At 70.7% G+C, this 24124-nt stretch carries 26 protein-coding genes; 9 read left to right on the top strand and 17 right to left on the bottom strand.

Going from position 1 to position 24124, the window contains the following annotated elements; translation table 11 throughout:
* Positions 1-81: 81 nt before the first annotated feature.
* Positions 82-1368: a HAMP domain-containing sensor histidine kinase gene (locus NZH93_RS09970; RefSeq protein WP_259622697.1), complete on the bottom strand. Its 1287-nt coding sequence runs from the start codon at positions 1366-1368 to the stop codon at positions 82-84.
* Entirely contained in the window at positions 1365-2045 is a 681-nt protein-coding gene (locus NZH93_RS09965; protein WP_259622696.1) for a response regulator transcription factor, read from the bottom strand. The genes NZH93_RS09970 and NZH93_RS09965 overlap by 4 nt, the downstream gene beginning before the upstream one ends.
* A 29-nt stretch (positions 2046-2074) precedes the next feature.
* Here NZH93_RS09965 and NZH93_RS09960 point away from each other — a divergent pair, with 29 nt between their 5' ends.
* Complete coding sequence (locus NZH93_RS09960) at positions 2075-2623, top strand: hypothetical protein (RefSeq protein WP_259622695.1); 549 nt, start codon at positions 2075-2077, stop codon at positions 2621-2623.
* Here the strand turns inward: NZH93_RS09960 and NZH93_RS09955 are convergent.
* Both NZH93_RS09955 and NZH93_RS09950 read right to left on the bottom strand, forming a co-directional pair.
* Entirely contained in the window at positions 2607-2819 is a 213-nt protein-coding gene (locus NZH93_RS09955) for an HC3 family zinc finger protein (protein WP_259622694.1), read from the bottom strand. The genes NZH93_RS09960 and NZH93_RS09955 overlap by 17 nt on opposite strands.
* Positions 2819-3034, bottom strand: coding sequence for a hypothetical protein (locus NZH93_RS09950; RefSeq protein WP_259622693.1), 216 nt, complete (start codon positions 3032-3034; stop codon positions 2819-2821). The genes NZH93_RS09955 and NZH93_RS09950 overlap by 1 nt, the downstream gene beginning before the upstream one ends.
* Before the next feature lie 137 nt (positions 3035-3171).
* On the opposite strand from NZH93_RS09950, the gene NZH93_RS09945 reads away from it, so the two are divergent.
* Entirely contained in the window at positions 3172-4050 is an 879-nt protein-coding gene (locus NZH93_RS09945; protein ID WP_259622692.1) for a helix-turn-helix domain-containing protein, read from the top strand.
* The gene (locus NZH93_RS09940; RefSeq protein ID WP_259622691.1) at positions 4047-4244 is read left to right on the top strand and encodes a DUF397 domain-containing protein; all 198 of its coding nucleotides are present in this window, start codon (positions 4047-4049) and stop codon (positions 4242-4244) included. The genes NZH93_RS09945 and NZH93_RS09940 overlap by 4 nt, the downstream gene beginning before the upstream one ends.
* A 38-nt stretch (positions 4245-4282) precedes the next feature.
* Here the strand turns inward: NZH93_RS09940 and NZH93_RS09935 are convergent, their stop codons facing one another.
* On the bottom strand, positions 4283-4738 hold the full coding sequence (locus tag NZH93_RS09935) for an SRPBCC family protein (protein WP_259622690.1): 456 nt from the start codon (positions 4736-4738) through the stop codon (positions 4283-4285).
* 13 nt (positions 4739-4751) lie between these two features.
* Entirely contained in the window at positions 4752-5456 is a 705-nt protein-coding gene (locus NZH93_RS09930) for a VIT1/CCC1 transporter family protein (RefSeq protein ID WP_259622689.1), read from the bottom strand.
* Between the two features lie 33 nt (positions 5457-5489).
* On the opposite strand from NZH93_RS09930, the gene NZH93_RS09925 reads away from it, so the two are divergent.
* Entirely contained in the window at positions 5490-6320 is an 831-nt protein-coding gene (locus tag NZH93_RS09925) for a patatin-like phospholipase family protein (protein ID WP_259622688.1), read from the top strand.
* On the opposite strand, the gene NZH93_RS09920 is transcribed toward NZH93_RS09925, so the two are convergent.
* Both NZH93_RS09920 and NZH93_RS09915 read right to left on the bottom strand, forming a co-directional pair.
* Positions 6317-7105, bottom strand: coding sequence for a dioxygenase family protein (locus tag NZH93_RS09920; protein ID WP_259622687.1), 789 nt, complete (start codon positions 7103-7105; stop codon positions 6317-6319). The genes NZH93_RS09925 and NZH93_RS09920 overlap by 4 nt on opposite strands.
* Before the next feature lie 61 nt (positions 7106-7166).
* Positions 7167-7988: a dioxygenase family protein gene (locus tag NZH93_RS09915; RefSeq protein WP_259622686.1), complete on the bottom strand. Its 822-nt coding sequence runs from the start codon at positions 7986-7988 to the stop codon at positions 7167-7169.
* Between the two features lie 430 nt (positions 7989-8418).
* Between NZH93_RS09915 and NZH93_RS09910 the strand changes: the two genes are divergently transcribed.
* From NZH93_RS09910 to NZH93_RS09895, 4 genes are all read left to right on the top strand, one after another.
* Positions 8419-8622: a hypothetical protein gene (locus tag NZH93_RS09910; RefSeq protein ID WP_259622685.1), complete on the top strand. Its 204-nt coding sequence runs from the start codon at positions 8419-8421 to the stop codon at positions 8620-8622.
* A 32-nt stretch (positions 8623-8654) separates the two neighbouring features.
* Positions 8655-9407 carry a precorrin-6A synthase (deacetylating) gene (gene cobF / locus NZH93_RS09905; protein WP_259622684.1) on the top strand — a complete coding sequence of 251 codons (753 nt, stop codon included), beginning with the start codon at positions 8655-8657 and terminating at the stop codon, positions 9405-9407.
* Between the two features lie 389 nt (positions 9408-9796).
* Entirely contained in the window at positions 9797-14335 is a 4539-nt protein-coding gene (gene gltB, locus NZH93_RS09900; protein ID WP_259622683.1) for a glutamate synthase large subunit, read from the top strand.
* Positions 14328-15779: a glutamate synthase subunit beta gene (locus NZH93_RS09895; RefSeq protein ID WP_259622682.1), complete on the top strand. Its 1452-nt coding sequence runs from the start codon at positions 14328-14330 to the stop codon at positions 15777-15779. Before gltB ends, NZH93_RS09895 begins: the two co-directional genes overlap by 8 nt.
* 156 nt (positions 15780-15935) lie before the next feature.
* Here NZH93_RS09895 and NZH93_RS09890 read toward each other — a convergent pair whose 3' ends face one another.
* Positions 15936-16637 (bottom strand): alpha/beta fold hydrolase, encoded by a 702-nt coding sequence (locus NZH93_RS09890; RefSeq protein WP_259622681.1) that lies wholly within the window; start codon positions 16635-16637, stop codon positions 15936-15938.
* A 78-nt stretch (positions 16638-16715) separates the two neighbouring features.
* Between NZH93_RS09890 and NZH93_RS09885 the strand changes: the two genes are divergently transcribed.
* Positions 16716-17279, top strand: a complete 564-nt coding sequence (locus tag NZH93_RS09885; RefSeq protein ID WP_259622680.1) for a TetR/AcrR family transcriptional regulator — start codon at positions 16716-16718, stop codon at positions 17277-17279.
* Here the strand turns inward: NZH93_RS09885 and NZH93_RS09880 are convergent.
* From NZH93_RS09880 to NZH93_RS09845, 8 genes are all read right to left on the bottom strand, one after another.
* Positions 17257-18057, bottom strand: coding sequence for a GNAT family N-acetyltransferase (locus NZH93_RS09880; protein ID WP_259622679.1), 801 nt, complete (start codon positions 18055-18057; stop codon positions 17257-17259). The genes NZH93_RS09885 and NZH93_RS09880 overlap by 23 nt on opposite strands.
* 33 nt (positions 18058-18090) lie before the next feature.
* Positions 18091-19230: a cellulose-binding domain-containing protein gene (locus tag NZH93_RS09875; RefSeq protein ID WP_259622678.1), complete on the bottom strand. Its 1140-nt coding sequence runs from the start codon at positions 19228-19230 to the stop codon at positions 18091-18093.
* 143 nt (positions 19231-19373) lie between these two features.
* Positions 19374-20246 carry a diacylglycerol/lipid kinase family protein gene (locus NZH93_RS09870; RefSeq protein WP_259622677.1) on the bottom strand — a complete coding sequence of 291 codons (873 nt, stop codon included), beginning with the start codon at positions 20244-20246 and terminating at the stop codon, positions 19374-19376.
* A 130-nt stretch (positions 20247-20376) separates the two neighbouring features.
* Entirely contained in the window at positions 20377-21279 is a 903-nt protein-coding gene (gene tatC / locus NZH93_RS09865; RefSeq protein WP_259623131.1) for a twin-arginine translocase subunit TatC, read from the bottom strand.
* A gap of 104 nt (positions 21280-21383) precedes the next feature.
* Positions 21384-21707, bottom strand: coding sequence for a Sec-independent protein translocase subunit TatA (gene tatA / locus NZH93_RS09860; protein ID WP_259622676.1), 324 nt, complete (start codon positions 21705-21707; stop codon positions 21384-21386).
* A complete protein-coding gene (locus NZH93_RS09855; RefSeq protein ID WP_259622675.1) occupies positions 21700-21951 on the bottom strand; it encodes a bacteriophage holin in 252 nt (83 codons plus the stop codon). Before NZH93_RS09855 ends, tatA begins: the two co-directional genes overlap by 8 nt.
* Before the next feature lie 18 nt (positions 21952-21969).
* Entirely contained in the window at positions 21970-22941 is a 972-nt protein-coding gene (locus NZH93_RS09850; protein ID WP_259622674.1) for a helix-turn-helix transcriptional regulator, read from the bottom strand.
* Positions 22938-23930: a helix-turn-helix transcriptional regulator gene (locus NZH93_RS09845; RefSeq protein ID WP_259622673.1), complete on the bottom strand. Its 993-nt coding sequence runs from the start codon at positions 23928-23930 to the stop codon at positions 22938-22940. Before NZH93_RS09845 ends, NZH93_RS09850 begins: the two co-directional genes overlap by 4 nt.
* Positions 23931-24124 lie beyond the last annotated feature (194 nt).

Here is a 24124-nt window from a genome sequence, read left to right as displayed (position 1 = left end):
CCGCATTCAAAACAATGTCAAGGAACAATTATTTATGGTACATTTAATGTTGCCTTCAGGATAATTCAAGAATTCCCGTGATCAGTCGGGCAGCCTGGTCAGGCGCAACTGCACCCGCGTGCCGCCCAGCGGTCCCCGGTCGATCCGCAGCGACCCGCCGGTGGCCTCGGCCGCCCGCCGGACGATGTCCATGCCCAGCCCCGTCGACCCCGCGCCGCTCACGCCCCGCCGCATCGCCGCCGCCGTGTCCGGGATGCCGGGACCGGCGTCCTCGATCACGATCACGACGCGTTCTGCCTGGTGGAACAGGGCGACGACGAAGTTCGTGCCCTCAGGGGTGTGCCGGAAGATGTTGCCGATCACGGCGTCCATCGCGGCGGCCAGGTCGGACCTGGCGAGGCCGACCATGGCCCGCTTCTCGGTGCCGCGGAGGTTCCACAGGCGCTGCTGGTCGTCGGCGAGCGCGGACCAGAACACCAGCCGGTCCTGCACGACGAGAGCAGCGTCACAGCGATTGCTGTCCGGGTCCGCCAGTTCCCGGCGGGCCGCGCGGATCAGTTCGTTGACCTCGCGCTCCAGCGCGTGCACGGCCTGCCGAACGCGATTCGCGCTGCTGTCCGTCCCGAGGGTTTCGGAATCGAGCCGCAATGCCGTCAGCGGTGTGCGGAGCCGGTGGGACAGGTCCGCGAGCACCTCCCGCTCGGAGGCGACGAGCTGACCGATCCGCGCCGCCATCCGGTTGAACGCGCCGCCCGCCTCGACCAGTTCCGGCGGACCCGTGGGCTCCACGCGCGCGCTCAGGTCGCCCTGCTCCATCTTGCGGGCGCCGTCGGCCAGCGCGGACGCCGCGCTCACGACCCGCGCGCCCAGCCGGTCCGCCACCAGCACCGACCCGAGCACCAGCACGATCGCGACACCGGACAGCGCCAGCCACGCGGACTCGACGCCCCTGGACAGGTCGGCCTCGGGGATGAACGCCTCCACGACGGCCACCCGGCCCCGGTCGAGCACCACGGGCTGGAGGTAGACGCGGCCGTCGGACACCGACGCGGTGAACGACTTGCCCTCCTCCTTGGCGGTGGCGAGCTGTTCGGGCGTCGACTTCACGAACCCGAGCACCTGCCCGCTCGGCAGGTGGACCGCGATCCGGCCCGCGCCGCCGTACTGCGTGCTGGCGAGGGCCTGCTCGATGGCCTTGGGCTCGTTGGTGATGACGAGCACGGGTGTGAGCGCCACGGCTTGGCGTTCGGCTTCGGCGAGTGCGCGGTCCTCGGCGAGCTGTGCCACCACCATCGCCAGTGGGATCAGGAACGCCAACGCGATCATGGACGTGACCGCGAGGGCGACGAGCGCGAGCGAGCGCCTCACCCAGCCGCCGTCAGCTTGAAGCCGACACCGCGCACGGTGTGCAGGTAGCGGGGCGCCGCGGCGCGTTCACCGAGCTTGCGCCGCAGCCACGACAGGTGGACGTCCAGCGTCTGGTCGTCCTGGTTGCCCGGCATGTTCCACAGGTTCGACAGCAGCTCGGCGCGCGGCACGACCTTGCCCTCGCGGGCGGCCAGGTACGCGAGCAGGTCGAACTCCTTGCGCGTCAGCGCGAGCGTCCGCGACCCCAGCGACGCCTCGCGCCGTTCCAGGTCCACCACCAGCTCACCGACGCGCAACGGCTCGTGCGCGTCGTCGCGTCTGGCTCGGCGCAGCACGGCCGCGAGCCGCGCCGCGAGGTGGTCGCTGGAGAACGGCTTCACCAGGTAGTCGTCGGCGCCCGCGTTGAGCAGGCGCACGATCTCCGTCTCGTCGTCGCGCGCGGTCGCCACGATCACCGGCACGTCGCACACGCCGCGCATCATGCGCAGCGCGTCGCTGCCGTCCATGTCCGGCAGACCGAGGTCCAGCACGACCACGTCGAACGTCCCCGACGTGATCTCCCGCAACGCGTCCAGCGCGGTCCCCACCGGGGTCACCGCGTTGCCGAGCGCGGTGAGGGCCCTGGTCACGGCCGACCGCACCACCGGATCGTCCTCCACGAGCAGCACCGAAGGCATGGGAGGAAGGTACTGGCAGGATGCCACCCGTGGCACATGGCATCCGGTACATCGCGGCTTGGCTGGCGTCGACGGCCGTGGCCGTGGCGCTGTCCTGGCTCGGCGTCCGCTCCGTGCTCGACGCGGGCGTGCAGCAGAGACCGCAGGTCGTCACCGGCCAGACCCTCGTGGCGAGCAGCGCGACCCCCACCGTCACCACCACGACCACGACCTCCAGGACCAGCGCCCCACCCTCGTCCTCCACTCCCCCGTCCACGTCGTCCTCCGTGCCGACGTCCACGTCCACGTCGGCGTCCCCGCCCGCCCGACTGGCGTCCACGGAGGGCAGTTGGACCGAGGAGAACGGCAAGCAGGTCTACATCCGCAGCTTCCAGCTCGACGGCGGCGAGGTCGCGGTCCGCTTCGGCTCGGACTCGGTCCAGACGATCTCGGCGACGCCTCGGCAGGGGTTCGCGGTGTCCGTGCAGCAGCCCGCGGGGACGTCGCTGGTCGTGGAGTTCCAGAGCTCGGCGGAGAAGTCGAAGCTGGAGGCGAACTGGACCGACGGCCCGCGCTGGAAGATCACCGAGGCGGGCTGAGCCGCTCCCGCTCCCGCCACCGCGAGTCACAGGTGGCGCACGTCGGCCAACACCACTCGCTCTTCGTCCCCCGGCCGCGCGGAACGGTGATCTCGATGCCGCACAGCGTCGCGCCCTCGTCGGTCATGGCCAACTCGTCCGGGATCGCGTGCCTGCCGCCCGCGGCCGGGAACCAGCGGAACGGTCGAACGCCCATCACCGGCACACCTCCCCCGGCGTGACGGTCAGCCTCGCCGCACGCCGCTCGCACAGGACACCGATCTCGTGCGCTATCCCGGCCAGCTCGCCCAGCCGTTGGACGGCCAGCACCTGGTCGGGCTGATGACCGAGCAGGTCGGTGAACGCGAACGACAACCTGCTCAGGCACTCGCGAACGTCGTCCAACTCGTGGACACCGTCGAAGCGGCTCACCTCGCTACCTCCTACTCCGAACGTACTAGTCGAATATCTCACACTGATATTCTTGGCGAGGTATTCCAGACGGGTGAAACGCGCGCCCTACCAGGGTGAAGCCCGGACACGCGGAGTTCGTCGATCATGGGAGCGTGATGACAGCCCAACCCGCCCCGATCCGCCGCCGCAAGCTCGCGATCCGACTGACCGAGCTGCGCAAGGCGGTACCGAAGTCGCAGGTGGAGACCGCGTCGTGGACCGGACTGTCCCAGTCGACCATCTCGAAGATCGAGAACGCCGCCCAGCCCATCGAGGTGAAGCACGTCCGCCTGCTGGCCCAGTGCTACGGCGTGAACTCACCCGAGGTCGACCAGTTGCTCAGGATGGCCGCCGAGTCCGACGACCGCGGACTCCTGGTGGACCACTCCGACACCGTGCCCGACTTCGCACGGGACTACTTCGAACTGGAGGCCTACGCCGAGGAACTGCGCGTGCACGAACCCGGCTGGGTGTTCGGCCTGTTCCAGACCCCCGCGTACATCCGGGCGGTGCACCTCGACGCGACCCCGGATGCGAGCGAAGAGGTCCTACAACGTTTCGTGGCACTTCGCATCGCCCGACAGGAGCGGCTCAAGGCAGCACGTCCTCTGACCCTGCGAGTCGTCCTCGACGAGGCTGTCCTCCACCGCGCGATCGGCGGACCATCAGTGATGGCGGAGCAACTGGCGCATCTGTCGGAGGTGGCCGAACTGCCGAGTGTGACGCTCCAGGTCGTCCCCTTCTCAGCCGGCTCGCACAGTGCACTCGGTGCGGGCTTCACCGTGTTGCGGTTCGAGGACACGCCAACCATGGACGTCGTCTACGTGGAGAACCTGAGAACCGCCTCCTACCTGGAAAAGCCCAGCGACCTCGACTACTACGTGCAGGTCTTCCAGGAGACCACCCGTACCGCGCTCGGACCGGACGACTCACGTGCGCTGCTGGATACCCTCAGACGCACACTGTGGGAACAACCTGAAGGGACACAGGCATGACGCTCGACCTCACCCGCGCTGTCTGGCGCAAGAGCAGCCGCTCTGGCGGCAACGGAGGACAGTGCGTCGAGCTGGCCCTCCACGGCCGAGCGGTGCGCGACTCGAAGGACCCGGCAGGCGTCCCGCTGGAGTTCGACCGGCGCACCGCCGAGCGGTTCCTGACAGCGGTGAAGGCCGGTCGTTTCGACGGCTGACCGGGTGGGAGGCCGACCGGCGGCCTCCCACCGAGCCGTTACGCGAACCGGTCCCGCAGCCCGGCCAGCGTGGACCGGATGCCCTTCGCGTTCAGCGCGGGCATCTTCAGCAGTTCGAGCACCTTCGGCGAGCGCGAGCCGTTGTAGTCGAACGTCTCCGTCACGGTGGTGCGGCCGTCGTGCTCGTCGAACGTCCACCGCCAGTGGTGGCCCATCGGGTGGCGCCACTCGATCAGCCTGCCGTCCTCGAAGGCCGTCACGCGGCTGGTGATGCGGTAGGGGAAGCCGTACATCTTCATCGCCGTGGAGAACTCCGCGCCGTCGCTGAGGCGGACCGGGCCGCGGACGCCGCTGAGCACGGTGCCGGAGCCGTCGACCTCGCCGTGCCTGCGGGGGTCGGCGAGCATCGCGAACAGCGTCTCCGCCGGGGCGTTCACCACCACCTGGCGGGTGACCGTCCTCGTTCCGGTGTCGACCTTGCGAACCTCGTCCACGTGCTTCCTCCCGCTAGCCGACCGTGACGCCGAACAGGACGCCGATGTAGTAGGTGACGACCATCGTCGTCGCGCCCATCAGGACGTTCCGCGCGACCGCCCGCCGCGGTTCACCTCCGCCGAGCCGCGCGCTGACGAGACCCGTCGCCACCAAGCCGAGCAGCACCGACACCACGCACGTCCAGACCCGCCACGAGGTGGGCGGGGCGGTGATCGCCACGACCGGCACCAGCGCGCCGAGCGCGAACGACACCAGTGACGCCCACGCGGCCTGCCACGGGCTGGTCAGGTTGTCCGGGTCGATCTGGAGCTCGGCCTGGGCGTGGGCGCGGAAGGCGTCCTTCTCGGTCAGCTCCGCGGCGACCTGGGCGGCGAGTTCCGCCGAGAGCCCTTGCTCCTGGTAGATGCCCGCGAGTTCGCGCTCCTCCTCGGCGGGCATGTCGCGCAGTTCCCGCCGCTCCTTGTCGAGCGCGGCCTGCTCGGTGTCCCGCTGGGTGCTGACCGACACGTACTCGCCGCCCGCCATCGACAGCGAGCCCGCGACCAGTCCCGCCACGCCCGCGGCGAGGATCGCGGTCCGGTCGGTCGTCGCGCCCGCGACGCCGACCACCAGACCGGCCGTCGACACGATGCCGTCGTTGGCGCCGAGCACGCCCGCCCGCAGCCAGTTCAGCCTGCCCGCGAGGTCGTCGTGGTGGGGTTCTCCGGGATGGGCCACGCGGTGATCAAAGCACGTGGTACTGGTGGAGGCATGACACGCGCACTGGTGCTCGGCGGTGGTGGGGTGGCGGGGATCGCCTGGGAGATCGGCTTGCTCGCCGGGTTGGCCGAAGGCGGTGTGGACGTGACGCGGCCGGACCTGGTCGTCGGCACGTCGGCGGGGGCGACGGTGGCAGCGCAGGTCACCAGCGGGGTCGGGTTGGCGGAGTTGTTGCGCAGGCAGACCGATCCGGCCTCCCAGACGCCCGAGCTGGCGGCGGACTTCGACCTGGACCGGTTGACCGAGCTGTTCGGGCTCGACGTCGACGGCGATCCGGTGGGGACGCGGCGGCGGATCGGGCGGTCCGCGCTCGAAGCCCCCACCGTGCCGGAGGAGCGGCGGCGTGAGGTCATCGCCGCGCGGGTGCCGGTCGACGTGTGGCCCGCGACGCCGTTGCGGCTGGTGGCGGTGGACGCGGCGACCGGGCTGGAGCGGGTGTTCGACGCCGACAGCGGGGTCGGGCTGGTGGACGCGGTGGCCGCGAGTTGCGCGGTGCCGGTGATCTGGCCGCCGGTCACCATCGGCGACGCCCGGTACGTCGACGGAGGCATCCGCAGCGCGGAGAACGCCGACCTCGCCGCGGGCCACGACCTCGTGCTGGTCCTCCAGGCGATGGCGGTGGAGGAGCTGAGCGGTCTCGGCCCGCAGGTGGAGGCGTTGCGCGCGGGCGGGTCGGAGGTGCTGGTGGTCGGCATCGACGAGACGAGCCTGGCCGCGATCGGCCCCAACCCGCTCGACCCGACGACCAGGGAGCCCGTCGCCCGCGCGGGCAGGCTCCAGGGGCTCGCCGCGGCCGCCGAGGTCGCCGCGTTCTGGGGCTAGACCGGCACCTCCAGCGTCGCCGCGTAACCGGACGCGACGTCACCGGTGAGCACGGCGAGCTGCGCGTCGTGGCCGTCGCGGAACACGAGGTCGGAGTCCAGCGACACCTTCGCCAGGTTCACCGCGCTCCGCTCGTAGCCCGCGGCGGCGTACACGACGTCGCACACGTCCTTCGGGAACGCGAGCTGCGAGGTGGCGACCGGGTCGCCCGCCTTGGTGGCCTCGACCAGGTCGGGGTACACCTCGAAGTGCACGTGCGGCCACCGCGACGGGTACGCGCCGGGGTAGACGCTGGTGAACGTCACCTTGCCGGACCCGTCGGTCTCCTGGACGCCGCGCAGGTAGTTCTGGTCCGCGACGCCGTCGGAGTACATCGAGTAGTTGCCGTCGCCGTCGCACTGCCAGATGTACACCGCCGCCCCGGCGTACGGGGCGCCGCCCTTCGCCGTGTCCCGCACGGTGAGCGTGATCGTCAGCGGCACGCCGCGCGCGGTCCCGGTCGCCCCGCCGAAGCTGGACCGCACGTCGGAGCGCACGATGCCGCTCTCGGTCAGGACGTTCGGGCCGTTCGAGCCGTCACCGGGGAACGGGCCCGCGGTCTCGTCCGGGATGGGCTTCAACCCCGAGCCCGACGAACCCGGCGTGGACGAGCCCGACGAACCCGGAGCCGACGGCGTGCACGCGGCGACGGCGAGCCCGCCCAGCAGTGCGAGCGCGCGGCGCCGGTTCAGCGTCGCCAAGTCGTGCGCGAGACCCAGGTCGTGCTCGGTGGTGTGACCGCTCATGGGGTCCGAGTCTCGCGCCCGCACCTGACACGACCCTGTGAAGCCGCTGTCGACCCGCTGTCTACACCCCGACGACCAGGGTCGCGGTGTAGCCGGTCGCGACGTCGCCGGTCACGGTCGCGAGCTGGGTGTCGTGGCCGTCGCGGAACACCATGTCCGACTCCAGCGAGGTGGACGCCAGGTTCCGGACGCTCGCGCCGTACCCGTCGGTGGCGTAGACGGTCTCGCACACGTCCTTGGGGAACGCGAGCTGCGTGGTCTTCACCGGCTCGCCCGCGGTGGTCGCCTCGGCCAGGTCGGGGTAGACCTCGAAGTGGATGTGCGGCCAGCGGCCGTCGTAGGCGGCCGGGAAGATGCTGGTGAACGTGACCTTGCCCGACCCGTCGGCCTCCTGGACGCCGCGCAGGTAGTTCTGGTCCGTGACGCCGCGGGAGTACATCGAGTAGTTGCCGTCGCGGTCGCAGTGCCACAGGTAGACGGCGGCGCCCGCGTACGCCGCGCAGTCCTTCTGCACGGTCAGGGTGACGGTCAGCGGCACGCCCTGCGCGGTCCCGGACGAGCTGCCGAAGCTGGACCGGATGTCGCCGCGAACGATGCCGCTCTCGGTCAGGACGTTCGGCCCGTTCGACCCGTCGCCGGGGTACGGACCGGCCGTCTCCTCCGGGATCTCGGTGGCGCACGCGGCGGCCGACGTGGTGGTCGTGGTGGTCGTGGTGGTCGTGGCGCCCGCTGCCAAGGACGTGGCCTGGCCCGTGGACCCGCTCGCGCAGCCGACGAGGGTGGCCAGGCCCGCGCCGCCGAAGAGGGCGAGCACGCGGCGGCGGTTGAGCGTCGCCAGGTCGAAGGCGAGGCCCCGGTCGTGGTCTGGTGTGTGTCCGCTCATGGCACCGACTCTCGCGGTCGAACCCGGCAGGACCCTGTGAGGTCGCTGTAGGTTTTCTGTGCGGCCAATCCTGCCGTAGACGCGACAGAAACGAACCCCCGATGTCACTCCCCGTAAGCATCGCGGCGGCCGTGCTCGTCTTCGTTTACCACGCTGTGGAAAACCGCCTCCTCGCACCGAGGGTCACAGGACGTGTCGGACGTCATAACGGTCGCCGCCGTCCTTAATGGATGGACCCCGCTCGCTGTGATGGCCACCATAGTCACGATTCCGCTGGCAGCGGCCTTCCATGCCCCCGGATGCGACCGCACGTGACCGCCCGTCTCACCAGAACTACCGCTCGCCGGAATCAGGAGTAGATCCACCCGTAAGTGGGTAACCCAGCTCGGGGTGCCGCCGATACAGGCGTCACAGGGCTTGGAGGTGCGCCATGATCAGCCAATCGGTGAGATACCGGGTCACGCAGGGTTACGACCGGGCGTGGTTGGTGCCCGCGGTCCTGTTCGCGATCACGGGGCTGACGAACATCGCCATCGCGGTCACGTCGGCGATGGTCTGGCCCGCCGTGCTGGCCGCCCTGCTGCTGGTCGCCGCCGCCGGGTGTGTGCGCGGCGCCATGCGCGAGCACGAGTAGCCGAGGGGTCCGGAGCCGGCAGACTCCGGGCCGTGAAGCAGATCCTCCTCATCGGCATCGGCGCGGGCGACCCGGACTACGTCACGATCCAGGCGGTCAAAGCGCTCAACCGGGTCGACGTGTTCTTCGTCCTCGACAAGGGCGAGGTCAAGCAGGACCTGGTGGACGTGCGGCAGGAGATCCTGGACCGGCACGTCGACCGGCCCTACCGGGTCGTGGAGGCGCGCGACCCCGAACGGGACCGGACGGCCCCCGCGTACGCCGAGGCCGTGCACGACTGGCGCCGCCGCCGCGCGGACGTGTGCGAGGAGCTGATCCGCGCGGAGCTGGCGGACGGGCAGACCGGCGCGTTCCTGGTGTGGGGCGACCCCGCCCTCTACGACAGCACCCTGGCGATCATCGAGGACATCCTGGCGCGCGGCGCGGTGGAGTTCGACTACGAGGTCGTCCCCGGCATCACCAGCGTGCAGGCGCTGGTCGCGAAGCACCGGACGAGCCTCAACCGGGTCGGGCGGCCCGTGCAGATCACCACCGGGCGCCGCCTGGCCGAGGGCTTCCCCGAGGACGTCGACGACGTGGTCGTCATGCTCGACGCGCACAACTCGTTCACCGGTGTCGGGGACGACGTGCAGGTCTACTGGGGTGCGTACGTGGGAACTCCGGACGAACTGCTCATTTCGGGCACCGTCGGCGAGGTGGGTGAGCAGATCGTCGCCACCAGGGCCGAGGCGCGCGAGCGAAAGGGCTGGATCATGGACACCTACCTGCTCCGACGCAAGCCCTGACCCCCGAGTGACCTGCCGAAATACCCGTTCGGAGTAGCCCGGTTGCCGTTCCAACCACCGGGAGAAAGTCAACACGGGGTGGGATTTCCCACGAGCCCTGGACGGACTAGAGCCATAACGGCGAATTCACACTATCGTCACAAGACCGGGTCACCCCCGGCGCAGCACCACGGCGCACCACGATCCGCCATCCGGCCGAAGTGCGCGAGCACAACGCAGTGCCTCCCGCACAACGGCGTGCGGTCATCTCCACCGGTAGCAAACCGACGTTTCGCCGTACCCGAGCAGGCCGTGCCCTCGACACCTCGTCGTGCAGGGCGCCGGCCACCGACGTGTGCCCGAACGACGTGAGCCCCTGTCAGCTACTAGTCATGGGAGGGCCGCAGGCTGTGACCCACCACAAGCAGCAACCGAGCTCGACACCCGGTCTGTACGACCCGCAGTTCGAGCACGACGCGTGCGGAGTCGCGTTCGTCGCCGACCTGGCCGGACGCCGCAACCACGACATCGTGTCCAAGGCGCTCATCGCGCTCCGCAACCTGGAGCACCGGGGTGCTCGGGGCGCGGAGCCCGAGACCGGTGACGGCGCGGGGATCCTGATCCAGGTCCCGCACGACTTCTACCGCGAGGTCGTCGACTTCGCGCTGCCGGAGGCCGGTGGGTACGCCGTGGGGACGGCGTTCCTGCCCACCGACGCCGGTGAGCGCGCCGAGGTCGTCGCGGCCGTCGCCGCGATAGCCGCCGAGGAGGACGCCGACGTGCTCGGCTGGCGCGACCTCCCGGTCGACACCGAGCACGTCGGGCCGACGGCGGCCACGACGATGCCGCACTTCGCCCAGGTGTTCGTCGCACCGCGCAACCCGGCCGTCGAGGGGCTGGCGTTGGAGCGGTTGGCGTTCGTCGTGCGCAAGCGCGCCGAGCACGCGGCGGACGTGTACTTCCCGTCGCTGTCCTCGCGGACGATCGTCTACAAGGGCATGCTGACCGAACCGCAGGTGGAGAGGTTCTTCCCGGACCTGGTCGACGAGCGGGTCACCAGCTCCATCGGCCTGGTGCACTCCCGGTTCTCCACCAACACGTTCCCGTCGTGGCCGCTCGCGCACCCGTACCGGTACGTGGCGCACAACGGCGAGATCAACACGCTGCGCGGCAACCGGAACTGGATGGACGCCCGCGAGTCGATGCTCGCCTCCGACGTCATCGACGGCGACCTGTCCCGGATCTTCCCGGTGATCACCCGCGGCGCCAGCGACTCCGCCTCGTTCGACGAGGTGCTGGAGATGCTGCACCTCGGCGGCCGGTCGCTGCCGCACGCGGTGCTGATGATGATCCCGGAGGCGTGGGAGAACCACACCGAGATGGATCCCGCGCGGCGCGCGTTCTACGAGTTCCACTCCACGCTCATGGAGCCGTGGGACGGGCCCGCGCTGGTGTCGTTCACCGACGGCACGGTCATCGGCGCGGTGCTGGACCGCAACGGCCTGCGCCCGGCCCGCTACTGGGTCACCGAGGACGGGCTCGTGGTGCTCGGCAGTGAGGCCGGTGTGCTGGAGTTCGACCCCGCGACCATCGTCCGGAAGGGACGGTTGGAGCCGGGCCGCATGTTCCTGGTGGACACCGCGGCGGGCCGGATCATCGACGACGACGAGATCAAGGGCGAGCTGGCCGCCGCGCACCCGTACGGCGACTGGACCGCCCAGGGCCTCGTGGCGCTGGACGACCTGCCCGCGCGCGAGCGCGAGGTGCCGTCGCACGCGTCGCTCGTGGTGCGGCAGCAGGCCTTCGGGTACACCGAGGAGGAGCTGAACGTCCTCCTGCGGCCGATGGCGGCCTCCGGCGCCGAGCCGATCGGCTCGATGGGCAACGACGCCCCGTTCGCGCCGCTGTCGAACCGGCCCCGGCAGTTGTTCGACTACTTCACCCAGCTCTTCGCCCAGGTGACGAACCCGCCCCTGGACTCGATCCGCGAAGAGCTGATCACCTCGTTGCAGACCGCGGTCGGCTCCGAGCCGAACCTGCTGGTGTCCGACGCGGACTCGTGCAGGCGCATCACGCTGTCGTTCCCGGTGCTGGACAACGACGAGCTGGCCAAGATCACGCACGTAAACGACGACGGCGAGTTCCCGGAGTTCCAGGCCGTCACCGTCCGCGGCACGTACGACGTGCGCGGCGGCGGCGCGGCGCTGGTGGCCAGGCTGGACCAGATCCGCTCCGAGGTGTCGGAGGCCATCGAGGACGGCGCGCGGCTGATCGTGCTGTCCGACCGCGGCGTGACCGCGACGAAGGCGCCGATCCCGTCGCTGCTGCTGACCGGCGCGGTGCACCACCACCTGGTGCGCGAGAAGACCCGCACGCAGGTCGGGCTCATCGTGGAGTCCGGCGACGCCCGCGAGGTGCACCACGTGGCCCTGCTGGTCGGGTACGGCGCCGCCGCCGTGAACCCGTACCTGGCGATGAGCACCGTGGAGGACCTGGCGAGGCGCGGCCTGCTCGGCGAGGTCGACCCGCACCAGGCCGCCCGCAACCTGATCAAGGCGCTGGGCAAGGGCGTCCGCAAGACGATGTCGAAGATGGGCGTCTCCACGGTCGCGTCCTACACCGGCGCGCAGATCTTCGAGGCGATCGGCATCGGCTCGGCCGTCATCGAGGACTGCTTCACCGGCACCACGTCCCGGCTCGGCGGCGTCGACTTCGCCGTGCTGGCCGAGGAGGTGGCGAAGCGGCACCGCAAGGCGTTCCCGGCGGACGGGGTGCACGCGAGCCACCGCGAGCTGGAGGTCGGCGGGGAGTACCAGTGGCGCCGCGAGGGCGAGGCGCACCTGTTCAACCCCACCACCATCTTCAAGCTCCAGCACTCGACGAGGTCCGGGCGCTACGACGTCTTCAAGGAGTACACGCGCGCGGTCGACGAGCAGTCCGAGCGGCTGCTGACGCTGCGCGGGCTGTTCGCGTTCAAGGACGGGCTGCGTCCGCCGGTGCCGGTCGAGGAGGTCGAACCGGTCTCCGAGATCGTCAAGCGGTTCGCCACCGGCGCCATCTCCTACGGCTCGATCTCCAAGGAGATGCACGAGGTCCTGGCCATCGCGATGAACCGGCTGGGCGCGAAGTCCAACACCGGTGAGGGCGGCGAGGACAACGACCGCTACACCCGCGACGCCAACGGCGACCTGCGCCGGTCGGCGATCAAGCAGGTGGCGTCCGGCCGGTTCGGCGTCACCAGCGAGTACCTGGTGAACGCGGACGACATCCAGATCAAGATGGCGCAGGGGGCTAAGCCCGGCGAGGGCGGGCAGCTACCCGGCACCAAGGTGTACCCGTGGATCGCGAAGACCCGGCACTCCACGCCGGGCGTCGGGCTCATCTCCCCGCCGCCGCACCACGACATCTACTCCATCGAAGACCTGGCCCAGCTCATCCACGACCTGAAGAACGCCAACCCGGCCGCCCGCGTGCACGTGAAGCTGGTGTCCGAGGTCGGTGTCGGCACGGTCGCGGCGGGCGTGTCCAAGGCGCACGCCGACGTGGTGCTCATCTCCGGGCACGACGGCGGCACCGGCGCCTCCCCCCTGTCCTCCCTCAAGCACGCGGGCGGGCCGTGGGAGCTGGGGCTGGCCGAGACGCAGCAGACGTTGCTGGCCAACAGGTTGCGCGACCGGATCGTGGTGCAGACCGACGGCCAGCTCAAGACCGGCCGCGACGTCGTCATCGCCGCGCTGCTCGGCGCGGAGGAGTTCGGCTTCGCGACCGCGCCGCTCGTCGTGTCGGGCTGCGTCATGATGCGCGTCTGCCACCTGGACACCTGTCCGGTCGGCGTCGCGACGCAGAACCCGGCGCTGCGCGCCAAGTTCACCGGCCAGGCCGAGCACGTGGTGAACTTCTTCGAGTTCATCGCGCAGGAGGTCAGGGAACTGCTGGCGCAGCTCGGTTTCCGCTCGCTGGTGGAGGCCGTCGGGCACGCCGAGGTGCTGGACAAGCGCAAGGCGATCGACCACTGGAAGGCCGCCGGTCTCGACCTGTCGCCGATCTTCCACGTGCCGGAACTGCCGCCGCGCGCGTCGCGGAGCCAGACCACCAAGCAGGAGCACGGTCTGGAGAAGGCTCTCGACAACACCCTGATCCAGCTCGCCGAGGGCGCGCTGTCCTCCGGTGACCGGGTGCGGCTGGAACTGCCCGTGCGCAACGTCAACCGCACGGTCGGCACCATGCTCGGCTCGGAGCTGACCAGGCGCTGGGGCGGTGAGGGCCTGCCGGACGACACGATCGACATCACCTTCACCGGCACCGCGGGCCAGTCGTTCGGCGCGTTCCTGCCGAAGGGCATCACGCTGCGGCTGGTCGGCGACGGCAACGACTACGTCGCCAAGGGCCTGTCCGGTGGCCGGATCACCATCCGGCCGGTGGCGGACGCGCAGTTCGTCGCGGAGCAGAACATCATCGCGGGCAACGTGATCGGCTACGGCGCGACCGGCGGCGAGATCTTCCTGCGCGGTCGGGTCGGCGAGCGCTTCTGCGTCCGCAACTCCGGCGCGCTGGCCGTCGTCGAGGGCGTCGGCGACCACGGCTGCGAGTACATGACCGGCGGTCGGGTCGTGGTGCTCGGGCAGACCGGCCGCAACTTCGCGGCGGGCATGTCCGGCGGCATCGCCTACGTGCTGGACCTGCTGCCGCAGCGGGTCAACCCGGAGATGGTCGACCTCGACCCGCTCACCGACGACGAGCGCGCGTTCCTGCGCGACGTGGTCGAGCGCCACCACGCGGAGACGGACTCCGCCGTGGCGCACGGTTTGCTGGCGGACTGGGACGTGGCCGCCGAGCGGTTCACGAAGGTGATGCCGAAGGACTTCAAGAGGGTGTTGGCGGCGCAGGCTCAGGCCGAGCGCGACGGCCGCGACGTCAACGAGGCGATCATGGAGGCCGCTCATGGCTGACCCGAGGGGTTTTCTCACCACCGAGCGCGAGGTGCCGACCACCCGGCCGGTGTTCCTGCGCCTGAAGGACTGGCGCGAGGTCTACGACGAGTTCGAGGGGCAGCGGCTGGAGAAGCAGGCCGGGCGCTGCATGGACTGCGGCATCCCGTTCTGCCACCAGGGCTGCCCGCTGGGCAACCTGATCCCCGAGTGGAACACGCTGGTGTGGCGGCAGGACTGGCGCGACGCCAGTGAACGCCTGCACGCCACGAACAACTTCCCGGAGTTCACCGGGACGCTCTGCCCCGCCCCCTGCGAGACCGCCTGCGTCCTCGGCATCAACGACGATCCGGTGACCATCAAGCGCGTCGAGATCTCGATCATCGACCGGGCGTGGGACGAGGGGTGGGTCACCCCGCAGGTCCCGGAGGTCCGCACCGGCAAGAAGGTCGCCGTGGTGGGCTCCGGGCCCGCGGGGCTGGCCGCCGCGCAGCAGCTCACCCGCGCGGGCCACGACGTCGTGGTGCTGGAGCGCGCCGACGCGATCGGCGGGCTGCTGCGGTACGGCATCCCCGAGTTCAAGATGGAGAAGTGGCGGCTCGACCGGCGCCTCGACCAGATGCGGGCCGAGGGCACCGAGTTCCGGGTGTCGGTCAACGTCGGTGTCGACGTCACCGTCGAGGAACTGCGCGCCTCGTACGACGCCGTCGTGCTGGCGGGCGGTGCCACGGCGTGGCGCGACCTGCCGATCCCCGGCCGCTCGCTCACGGGCGTGCACCAGGCGATGGAGTACCTGCCGCCCGCGAACAAGGTGGCGCGCGGCGACCTGGAGCGGTCGCCGATCCACGCCGAGGGCAAGCACGTCGTCGTCATCGGCGGCGGTGACACCGGCGCGGACTGCGTCGGCACCGCCCACCGGCAGGGCGCGGCGTCCGTGACCCAACTGGAGATCATGCCGAGGCCGCCGGAGACGCGGGCCGCGAACAACCCGTGGCCGACGTACTCGATGATCTACCGGGTGTCCTCCGCCCACCAGGAGGGCGGCGAGCGGGTCTACGCGGTGTCCACAGTGGAGTTCCAGGGTGACGAGGACGGCGCTGTCCAGTCGCTGAAGCTCGTGGAGGTCGCGTTCGAGGCCGGGAAGTTCGTGCCCGTCGAGGGCACCGAACGGGTCATCCCGGCCCAGCTCGTGACGCTGGCGATGGGCTTCCTCGGACCGGAGAAGGCCGGGCTGATCGAGGAGCTGGGCGTCGAGCTGGACCCGCGGGGCAACGTCGTCCGCGACCGCTCGTTCGCCACGACCGTCGACGGCGTGTTCGTCGCGGGCGACATGGGCCGCGGCCAGTCGCTGATCGTGTGGGCCATCGCGGAGGGCCGCTCGGCCGCCGCGGGCGTCGACGCGTACCTCACCGGCCGAGACCTGCTGCCCCGCCCGATCGAGCCCACCGACCGTCCGATCGCTTGATCGCTTGATCGCTTGATCGGGCATCTAAACGCCCCCGGAGACAGCGTTGTCTCCCGAAGGCGAAGCCTTCGGAAAGCCGCCGAAGGCGACTGATCCTTCCCTCACCGGCGGATCACCCCCGGAGACAGCGTCGTCTCCGGGGGACCTCTCCCTACCTCAGGCCATCTTCAGCAGCAGTTCGCTCAGCTCGCCCGGCATGGTGACCATGCAGTCGTGACCGGTGGCCAGTTCGTACACCTCGGCGTTCGCGGGAGCGGGGCGGCGTTCCAGGCCCTCGGGAATGCCCACCGTGCAGTGGACGTGCGTGCGCGGGACCGCCTTCACGGCCGGGTTGTCCAGGTGAGCGGGCTGCTGGAGGCAGAGCACCGGCTGGTCGGAGAGCATCGAGCGCAGCCAGGCGACGTCGTCCGGGTCGGTCACCCCGAACAGGCCTGCGGGCGTTTCGGGCATCGGCGGTACCCGCCACCCGCTCTCGGACTTCAGCGCCAGGTCGATCAGGACCTGGCTGATGGGCATCACGTCGACCGCGGTCTCACCGTCCTCCGGGACCATCGCGTCGAGGTAGACCAGGCGCCCGATCCGCTCCGGGATCCTGTTGGCCGTGGACGAGATGACCAGCCCGGCGTAGCTGTGGCCCACCAGCACCACGTCGGTGAGGTCCTCGCCGGTGATCAGCCCGACGACGTCGTCGACGTGGGTGTCGAGCCCCACCTCCGGGCCGAGCAGGTGCGCCCGGTCGCCGTAGCCGGTCAGCGAGGGCGCGAACACCCGGTGGCCCGCCGATTCCAGCAGCGGGACCACCCGGTCCCAGGCCTGCCCGCTGTGCCAGGCGCCGTGTACCAGCACGTATGTCGTCAAGGTTCTCTCCAGCCATAAACGGGACACTGTCCCGTTTAACGATATGGGACACTGTCCCGGTTAGCAAGGAGGACGGGTGTGACGACCAAGCGAGCGGACGCGCGGCGCAACGAGGAGACCCTGCTCGCGGCGGCAGCGGCGGTCTTCGTGAAGGCGGGGGTGGAGGCGCCGATCCGGGCCATCGCGGCGGAGGCCGGCGTGGGCACGGCGACGATCTACCGCCACTTCCCCACGCGGGCGGACCTCATCGTGGCCGTCTACCGGCACCAGGTCGAGTCGCTCGCCGAGGCCGGACCGGCGCTGCTGGCCGACGGCCGGGGCCCGTACGCCGCGCTGGAGCGGTGGGCCGACCTGTTCGTCGACTTCGTGGTGACCAAGCAGGGGCTCGCCGTCGTGCTCCAGTCCGACGACCCGTGCTTCGACCCCCTGCACTCGTACTTCCTCGACCGGCTCGTGCCGGTGTGCGACCGGCTGCTCGAAGCGGCGGCGGGGTCGGGCGAGATCCGCGCCGGGCAGGACGCCCACGAACTGATGCTCGGGATCGGCGGGCTGTGCGCGGGGTCGGGCAAGAACTCCCGCTACGACGCGCGGCGGATGGTCGCGACCCTCGTCGCGGGGCTCAGGGCGTCCAGACCCAGTTGACCCGGTCGTACAGCACCTCGAAGCCCAACCGCCGCATGTTCTCCAGGGAGGGGTTCCGCTCGCCCTCCGCGGGCTTGACGGCCTCGGCGCTCAGCACGGTGCGGCCCGCGGCGGTCGCGTCGGCGATCCGCCGGGCCAGCAGCGCCGACTGCGCTCCCCTGTCCCGGTGCTCCGGCAGCGTCGAGGCGCCCGCGAACTCGGCCGCGCCGCAGTGGGTGAACAGCGAGGCCCCCGCGACGAGCCGGTCGCCGTCCCACGCCCCGTAAGCGGTGACGCCGGGGTGGGCGAGGGTCGCGACGAACAGCTCCCGGAAGCCGTCCAGCGGCATGCCGAACCCGGTCAACCGCACCGCCGACCACTCCTCCGCGTGCTCGGCGTCGACGGCGTCGACGCGCAGCGAGGTGTCCACCGCCGGGACCGGGCCTCCGCCATGTGCGAGCTTGACCCACGTCGTCCCCGCGGTGATGCCCTGCTTCGCGCGGATCTCGTCCCACTCGACGGGCAGCACCGAGGGGGCGAGCTGGAGCACCGCGCGGGACACGCCCTGCTCCCGGTAGAAGTCGCACACCTCGGCGATGACATCCTCGGTCAGCGGCTCGGTGAACCCGAGCGCCTTGGTCCAGAAGTTCGTCGGGTCGTCGCGCATCGACAGCGCGACACCGCCGCCGATCCGGCGGGTGGCGGTGCCGAGGGATTTCGCGACGTCGTCCGGCGCACCGGACACCACCGCGAACGCGGACTCGGCTTCGACCTGCTCGACGTTCAGAGGCGTGGGCACCCCGATGATGTTAAGCCGTTCGAGTGACCGTCCTCAGCACCCGATCGGGGACCCGCTGATCACCACGTCGTCGAACCACAGCGTGTCGGCGCCCTCGCCGTAGCTCTCCCAGCCCAGCCGCAGGTCGACCGGGCTCGGCCGCCAGTTCGACCGCGCGAGCCACTGCTGGTCGACGTCCGGCGTCGGCACGCCGTCGACCTTCAGCCCGGCGATCTCGCGGGAGTCGAGCCACGTGCGCAGTCCGCCCGCCCGGTCGACCTCGAACTCGACGCAGGTCCACTGGTTCACCGGCAGCGGCACGCTCTGCGCCACCCCGGCCGGGCTCTGCGCGGGCAGCGTGGCGTCGTCGGACTCGCGGTTCCACTGGAGCGCCTGGTTCTGGCCGCCGAAGCGCAGGTCGCGACCGCCGTCCGCGGAGTCCTTCAGCGCGGCCGTCGTCACGTGGCTCGTGGGCAGGAGCGTGGTGTGGCGGAGGAAGTACCGGACGCGCAGGACACCGGTCGTCGTGACGGAGGTGCCGAAGAACGCGTGGTTGCAGTAGCCCGCCTTGCCGTCGACCCGGACCGAGCGCGACCCGCCGTGGGCGACGGCGTTGTCCACCGAGACCGTGCCCGTGCCGGTGCAGTTGGCGGCGCCCACGGTCCACAGTCCGCTGGGCGACGTGCCGGTCTGCCGCTCGAAGTCGTCGCACACCGCGCCCGTCGGGCAGGTGCCCGGCTGCGGTGGGGTCGTGGTGGTCGTGGTGGTGGTCGTCGTCGTGGTCGGCGGCTGGCCGTTGCAGGCGACGCCGTTGAGCGCGAAGTCGACCGGGGTGTCGTTGGTCCCCGAGAACGTGGCCTGGAAGCCGAACTGCGTGCTGCCGCCGGTCGCGAGCGTCCCGTTGTGGGCGACGTTCTTCGCCGTGACCTGCTTGCCGGTCTGGCGGACGTCCGCGTTCCACCCCGAGGTGATCTGCTGGCTGCCGGTGTAGGTCCAGGTCACCGTCCACGCGGTGACCGGGGCGCCGTTGTTGGTGACGCCGACGTTGGCGGTGAACCCGCCCGACCACTGGTTGGGCTGGTAGGTGACCAGACAGGCCGGTGCCGCGGAGGCGGCTCGGCCGCCGATCAGCACCAGGGCGCCGACGGACACGCAGGCGAGCAGGACGGCGAGCACACGCGACAACCTTGGCACGGTTACTCCTCAGAGTTCTGGGAACGCTCCCAGACACAGACCGTAACGGACCTTTCACGAGAAAGAAATCGGCCGAGTGTTGCAACCAGGGCTAGCGAGGGTGCCCGGCAGTCGGCCGGACCCGGAGGATCGTGGTCACCGCGCTAGGCGGAGACGACCGTCAACGCGCCGGGACGGCACTCCGCGGTCAGCGGCAACTCCTCGACGCGCTCGCCGTCGGCGTAGCCGACCCAGCCGTTGTCACCCGCGAGGCGCACCGACTTGGCGCGCAGGGTCCGCACGGCCACGTGCTCCACGTGACCACCGGTCCGCAACGTCGGCAGCATCCGCACCAGTGCCGTGCGGCTCACCGCCGTGACGACGGTGACGTCGAACAGGCCGTCCGCCGGGTCGGCGTCGGGGCAGATCGGGATGCCGCCGCCGTAGTTGGGCGTGTTGCCGACCGCGACGAGCGTGGCGTCCAACTCCTCCACGCCGTGCTCGGTCTCCACGACCAGCGGCAACGACCGCAGGGCCGCCAGTTCGGCGAGGATCGCCAGGTCGTACCGCCTCGGACCGGCGGGCCAGCGCATGGCGTTCGCGCGCTCGTTGACCGCGGAGTCGAACCCGGCGCACAGCACCGTCGCGAACCACGTCCCGTTCGAGACCAGTCCGAGGTCGAACGGCGTGCGCGACCCGGACCGCAGGGCCGTGACCACGTCGGCCACGGTCGCCGTGCCGAGCACCGCGGCGAGGTCGTTCCCGGTGCCCGCGGGCACGACGGCCAACGCCGTGCCGCTCTCGGCGCACGCCTGGACACCGAGGTGCGCGCCACCGTCACCGCCGAGGACCACCAGCACGTCCACGCCGTCCGCGACCGCCTTGCGGGCCAGCCGCGCCGTGTCGCCCGCGCTATAGCCGACGTGCAGGTCGAGCCGGTCCACGGCGTCGCGCAGGCTCGCGGCGACCGTTCCCGCCATCCGCGCGGCCTTGCCCTTGCCCGACGTGGGGCACACCAGGAGGGCCGCGTGCGTCATGGTGCGTGATCCCATCCGGTCGGTCGAGATGATCGGGGGGGGAGCATACCGTTCCGGGCGGTGCGGCCAAGGAATTCGTCCGTATATCCCGGAATAAGAGCGGGCCCCGCCGGAGTGGCGGGGCCCGTCGTCAGGTCGCGTCGTCGTAGTCCACGCGTTTGGACTCCGCCTTCGCGGGCGGCACCGGTTGCGGCTGCTCCTCCTCGATCGAGGTGGGCGTGTAGTCGAACGGCGCCGCCTCGTTGTCGTCCAGGTCGGCCAGGCCTTCGGCGGCGAGCCTCTTGGCGGCCCGCCGGTCGTGCACGCGGGCTATCTGGATGGCCAGTTCGAACAGCAGCGTCAACGCCACGGCCAGTGCGACCATCGAGATGGGGTCGGTGCCCGGAGTGGCGATGGCGGCGAAGATGAACAGCGCGAAGATGATGCCCCGACGCCACTTGCTCAGCTTCTCGTAGCTCACCATGCCGACCTGGTTGAGCATCACGACGACCAGCGGCAGCTCGAAGCTGACGCCGAAGATGAGCAGCAGGGCCAGCACGAAGTTGATGTACGCGCCACCCGACAGCGCGGTCAGGAACTTGTTGTCACCGAAGCCGACGAGCACGCTCAGGCCCTGCGGCACGACGTAGAACGCCAGCACCGCGCCCAGGATGAACAGCAGGGACGCGACGAACACGAAGGTCAGCGCGAACTTGCGCTCCTTCGAGTACAGGCCCGGCGCGATGAACTTCCAGACCTGGTGGAGCCACAGCGGCGCGGTCAACGCCATCCCGGCCGCGGCGCCCACCTTCAACTGGATCATGAAGGCTTCGAACGGCTCGGTCTGCAAGAGCTGGCACGAGTTGTCGCCCTGGTGCAGCCGGGCCTCCAGCGGGATGCCGCAGTACGGGCTGATCACGAAGTCGCCGAGGCTGGGCAGGCCGAAGATCCGCCAGCTCCACCAGAGGAAGCCGAAGATGGCGCCGACCGCGATGAACAGCATCGCCCACGCCAACCTGCTCCGCAGGTCGTACAGGTGGTCCTTGAGGGACATGGTGCCGTCGGGATTGCCCCGACGACTGGTCTTGTTCCTGCGGTCCCGGAGCTGCACCAGCCACCGGACGGGACTTGCGCCCACCGTCTGGTCCGTCCTTCAGCTCAGTTGTTGGTGTTCTTCTGGTCAACCGGCTGCTGCTGCGCGACCGGCTGCGGCTGGGCCACGGGCGGCTGCGCGACCACGGGCGGCTGCGCGGGCGGCAACTGCTGCGGCGCCTGCTGGACCGGCGGCTGCGGCGCGTACTGCTGCTGCGCGGGCGGCTGCTGGTTCTGGTCGTCGTCCTCGCGCAGACCCTTGGTCTCCGCCTTGAGGATCTTCGCCGACCTGCCGAGCGAGCGCGCCATGTCGGGCAGCTTCTTCGCGCCGAACAGCAGGATGATCACCACAGCGATGATGATCAACTCTGGAACTCCGAGGTTAGGCACGGTGGTCCTCCTGTCTCCCCCGGTCCGTCGATCGTACGCGGGGCTGATCCTTGCGCCGTTCGGCGAAGGCCACCCCCAGCGCGGCCGACCGCGCCTTCAGCAACCCCACACCGTCGCCAACATTGTCACCCACCAGCGAGCTGGCCTTCGTGAAGTGACGAAGAGAACCGACCACCCGGATCACGACCGCGACCAGCGCGACCACTCCTACGACCACGAGCACCAGGCTCGGCAAGTACGGCACTCCCCCACCGTACTGGTCTCAGGTGGCCGGCAGGTGCTCTACCCTGCGCAGCGCCTCGGTGGCCTGGCGGACGACCTCGTCCGCCAGCTCGGCGGGGTGCTCGACCCGCACGTCGCCGCCGAGACCCAGGGTCAGCCTGGCCATCCACGACAGGTCGGTGTAGCGCATCATCACCCGCGCCCGGCCGCGGCCGAGTTCGATCACGTCCTCGACCGGGTAGTACTCGCTGACCCACCGGGCGTCCGGCTCGACCACGAGCACGGCGATGCGCTGCGACGGGTCCGGCTGGAACAACCCCTCCGAGGTGTCGGTCAGCCGCGCGTGCGGCGGCGGGGCCGCGCGCTCCTCCAGCACCTCGACCTCGTCGATCCGGTCGAGCCGGAACAGCCGCACGCCGTCGGCCTGGCGGCACCAGGCCTCCAGGTAGCTGTAGCCCTCCACGAGCAGCATCCGCAGCGGGTCGACGACCCGGTCGGTGATCTCGTCGCGCGACGGCGTGTAGTACCGCAGCCGCAACGCCCGTTCCCGGCGCACGCCGTCCTGGAGCGAGTCCCTGACCTGCGCGGTCTCCGGCGCTTCGCGGATCGCGAGCCCGACCGTGACACCGGCGGGCTGGGCCTGCCCCACGGCGGCCTCGATCTTCGCCACGGCCCGCTGGACCGCCTCGGCGTCCAGCATGCCCGGCGTGTCGCTCAGCGCGCGCAGCGCCACCAGCAGCGATGTCGCCTCGGCCGCGGTCAGCCGCAGGGGACGGCTCATGCCCGCGTCGAAGCCGACGGTGACCGTGTCGCCCTCGAACGACAGGTCGATCAGGTCGCCCGGCCCGTACCCCGGCAGCCCGCACATCCACAGCAGTTCGAGGTCCTTGCGGAGCTGCTTCTCCGGCACTTCGAAGTCCTCGGCGACCTCCCGCAGCGGGATCCCCGGCCTGGCCAGCAGGTACGGCACCAGCGCCAGCAGGCGCGGCACCCGTTCGGACGACGCGCTCACGACCCCACCTCCGCACCGCGCTGCGAGCGCAGCGCGCCCAGCAGCCGTTCCCGCACCGACTTCGCCAGCACCTCGGGCTCGATCACCAGCACGTCCGGCCCGAACCCGGCGATCCACCTGGCCGCCGAGTCCGGGAACCGGAGCTCGATCTCCACCAGGTCGCCCAGCTCACCGTCCACGAGCTGCTCCCCGACCACGTTCGCGCGCCGCCGCAGCCCCTGCGCCCGGCCCTTCGCCACCCACAGCCGGGTCGGCGACGCGGGCGCCGGGTCGTTCTGCGTCGTCGCGACGAAGCTCAGCAGGTCGACGTCGGCGGGCCGTTCAACTACACCCGGTTTGCCCACGGTCCGCACCTGCCCGACCACCCGCGACAGCCGGAAGCACCGCGCGGCGTTCCGGTCGCGATCGTGCCCGACCAGGTACCACCGCCCGCGCCGCGCCACCACGCCCCACGGCTCGATCGTCCGCGTCGCCACGTCCGTCGCGGGCAGCCGCCGGTAGTCGAACTCCACCACCTGACCTGCTTGAACAGCCGCCAGCAACGACGGGAACGCGGGCTCGCTGGTCCGCACCTTCGGCTCCACCGCGGCCCGCACGTCCTGGTCCACGTCCACACCGGCCGCCCGCAACTTGATCAACGCCCCGTGCGCGGCCCCGGTGAACTGCGGCGAGTCCCAGAGCCGCGCGGCCAACGCCACCGCGGCCGCCTCGTCCGGCTCCAGGTCGATGTCCCCCAGCTCGTAGTCCCGCCGCGCGATCCGATACCCGTCAGTCGTCTCGAACGACCCCGTCCGCCCGGTCTCCAACGGCACCCCGAGATCCCGCAACTCGGTCTTGTCGCGCTCGAACATCCGGTAGAACGCCTCGTCGCTGAGCGCGTCCGAGTAGCCGGGCACGATGCCACGGATGCGCTCGGCGCTCAGGAACTGACGGGTCGACAGCAGGCACAGCACCAGGTTGACAAGCCGTTCAGCACGGGTCGTGGACACCGCGCAACCCTAACCCCGTCCGACGACCGGATGCGTCCGTGGCCGCTGTTGGCTCTGTTGAACGGCCCGTTCATGGGTTTTTGACCCACGGGTATGTGTGGGGTGGTTCCGGTCGAACCCCGATCGGCGCGAGTGTCTCGTGGCTCTTTTCGTTTGTCAAGGCGGGAAAGATGCCTTGACAAACGAAAAGAGCC

Origin of the sequence: Umezawaea endophytica, assembly GCF_025061645.1 — a bacterium.
Lineage (GTDB): Bacteria > Actinomycetota > Actinomycetes > Mycobacteriales > Pseudonocardiaceae > Umezawaea > Umezawaea endophytica.
This window is presented reverse-complemented; position numbering and strand designations above follow the sequence as displayed.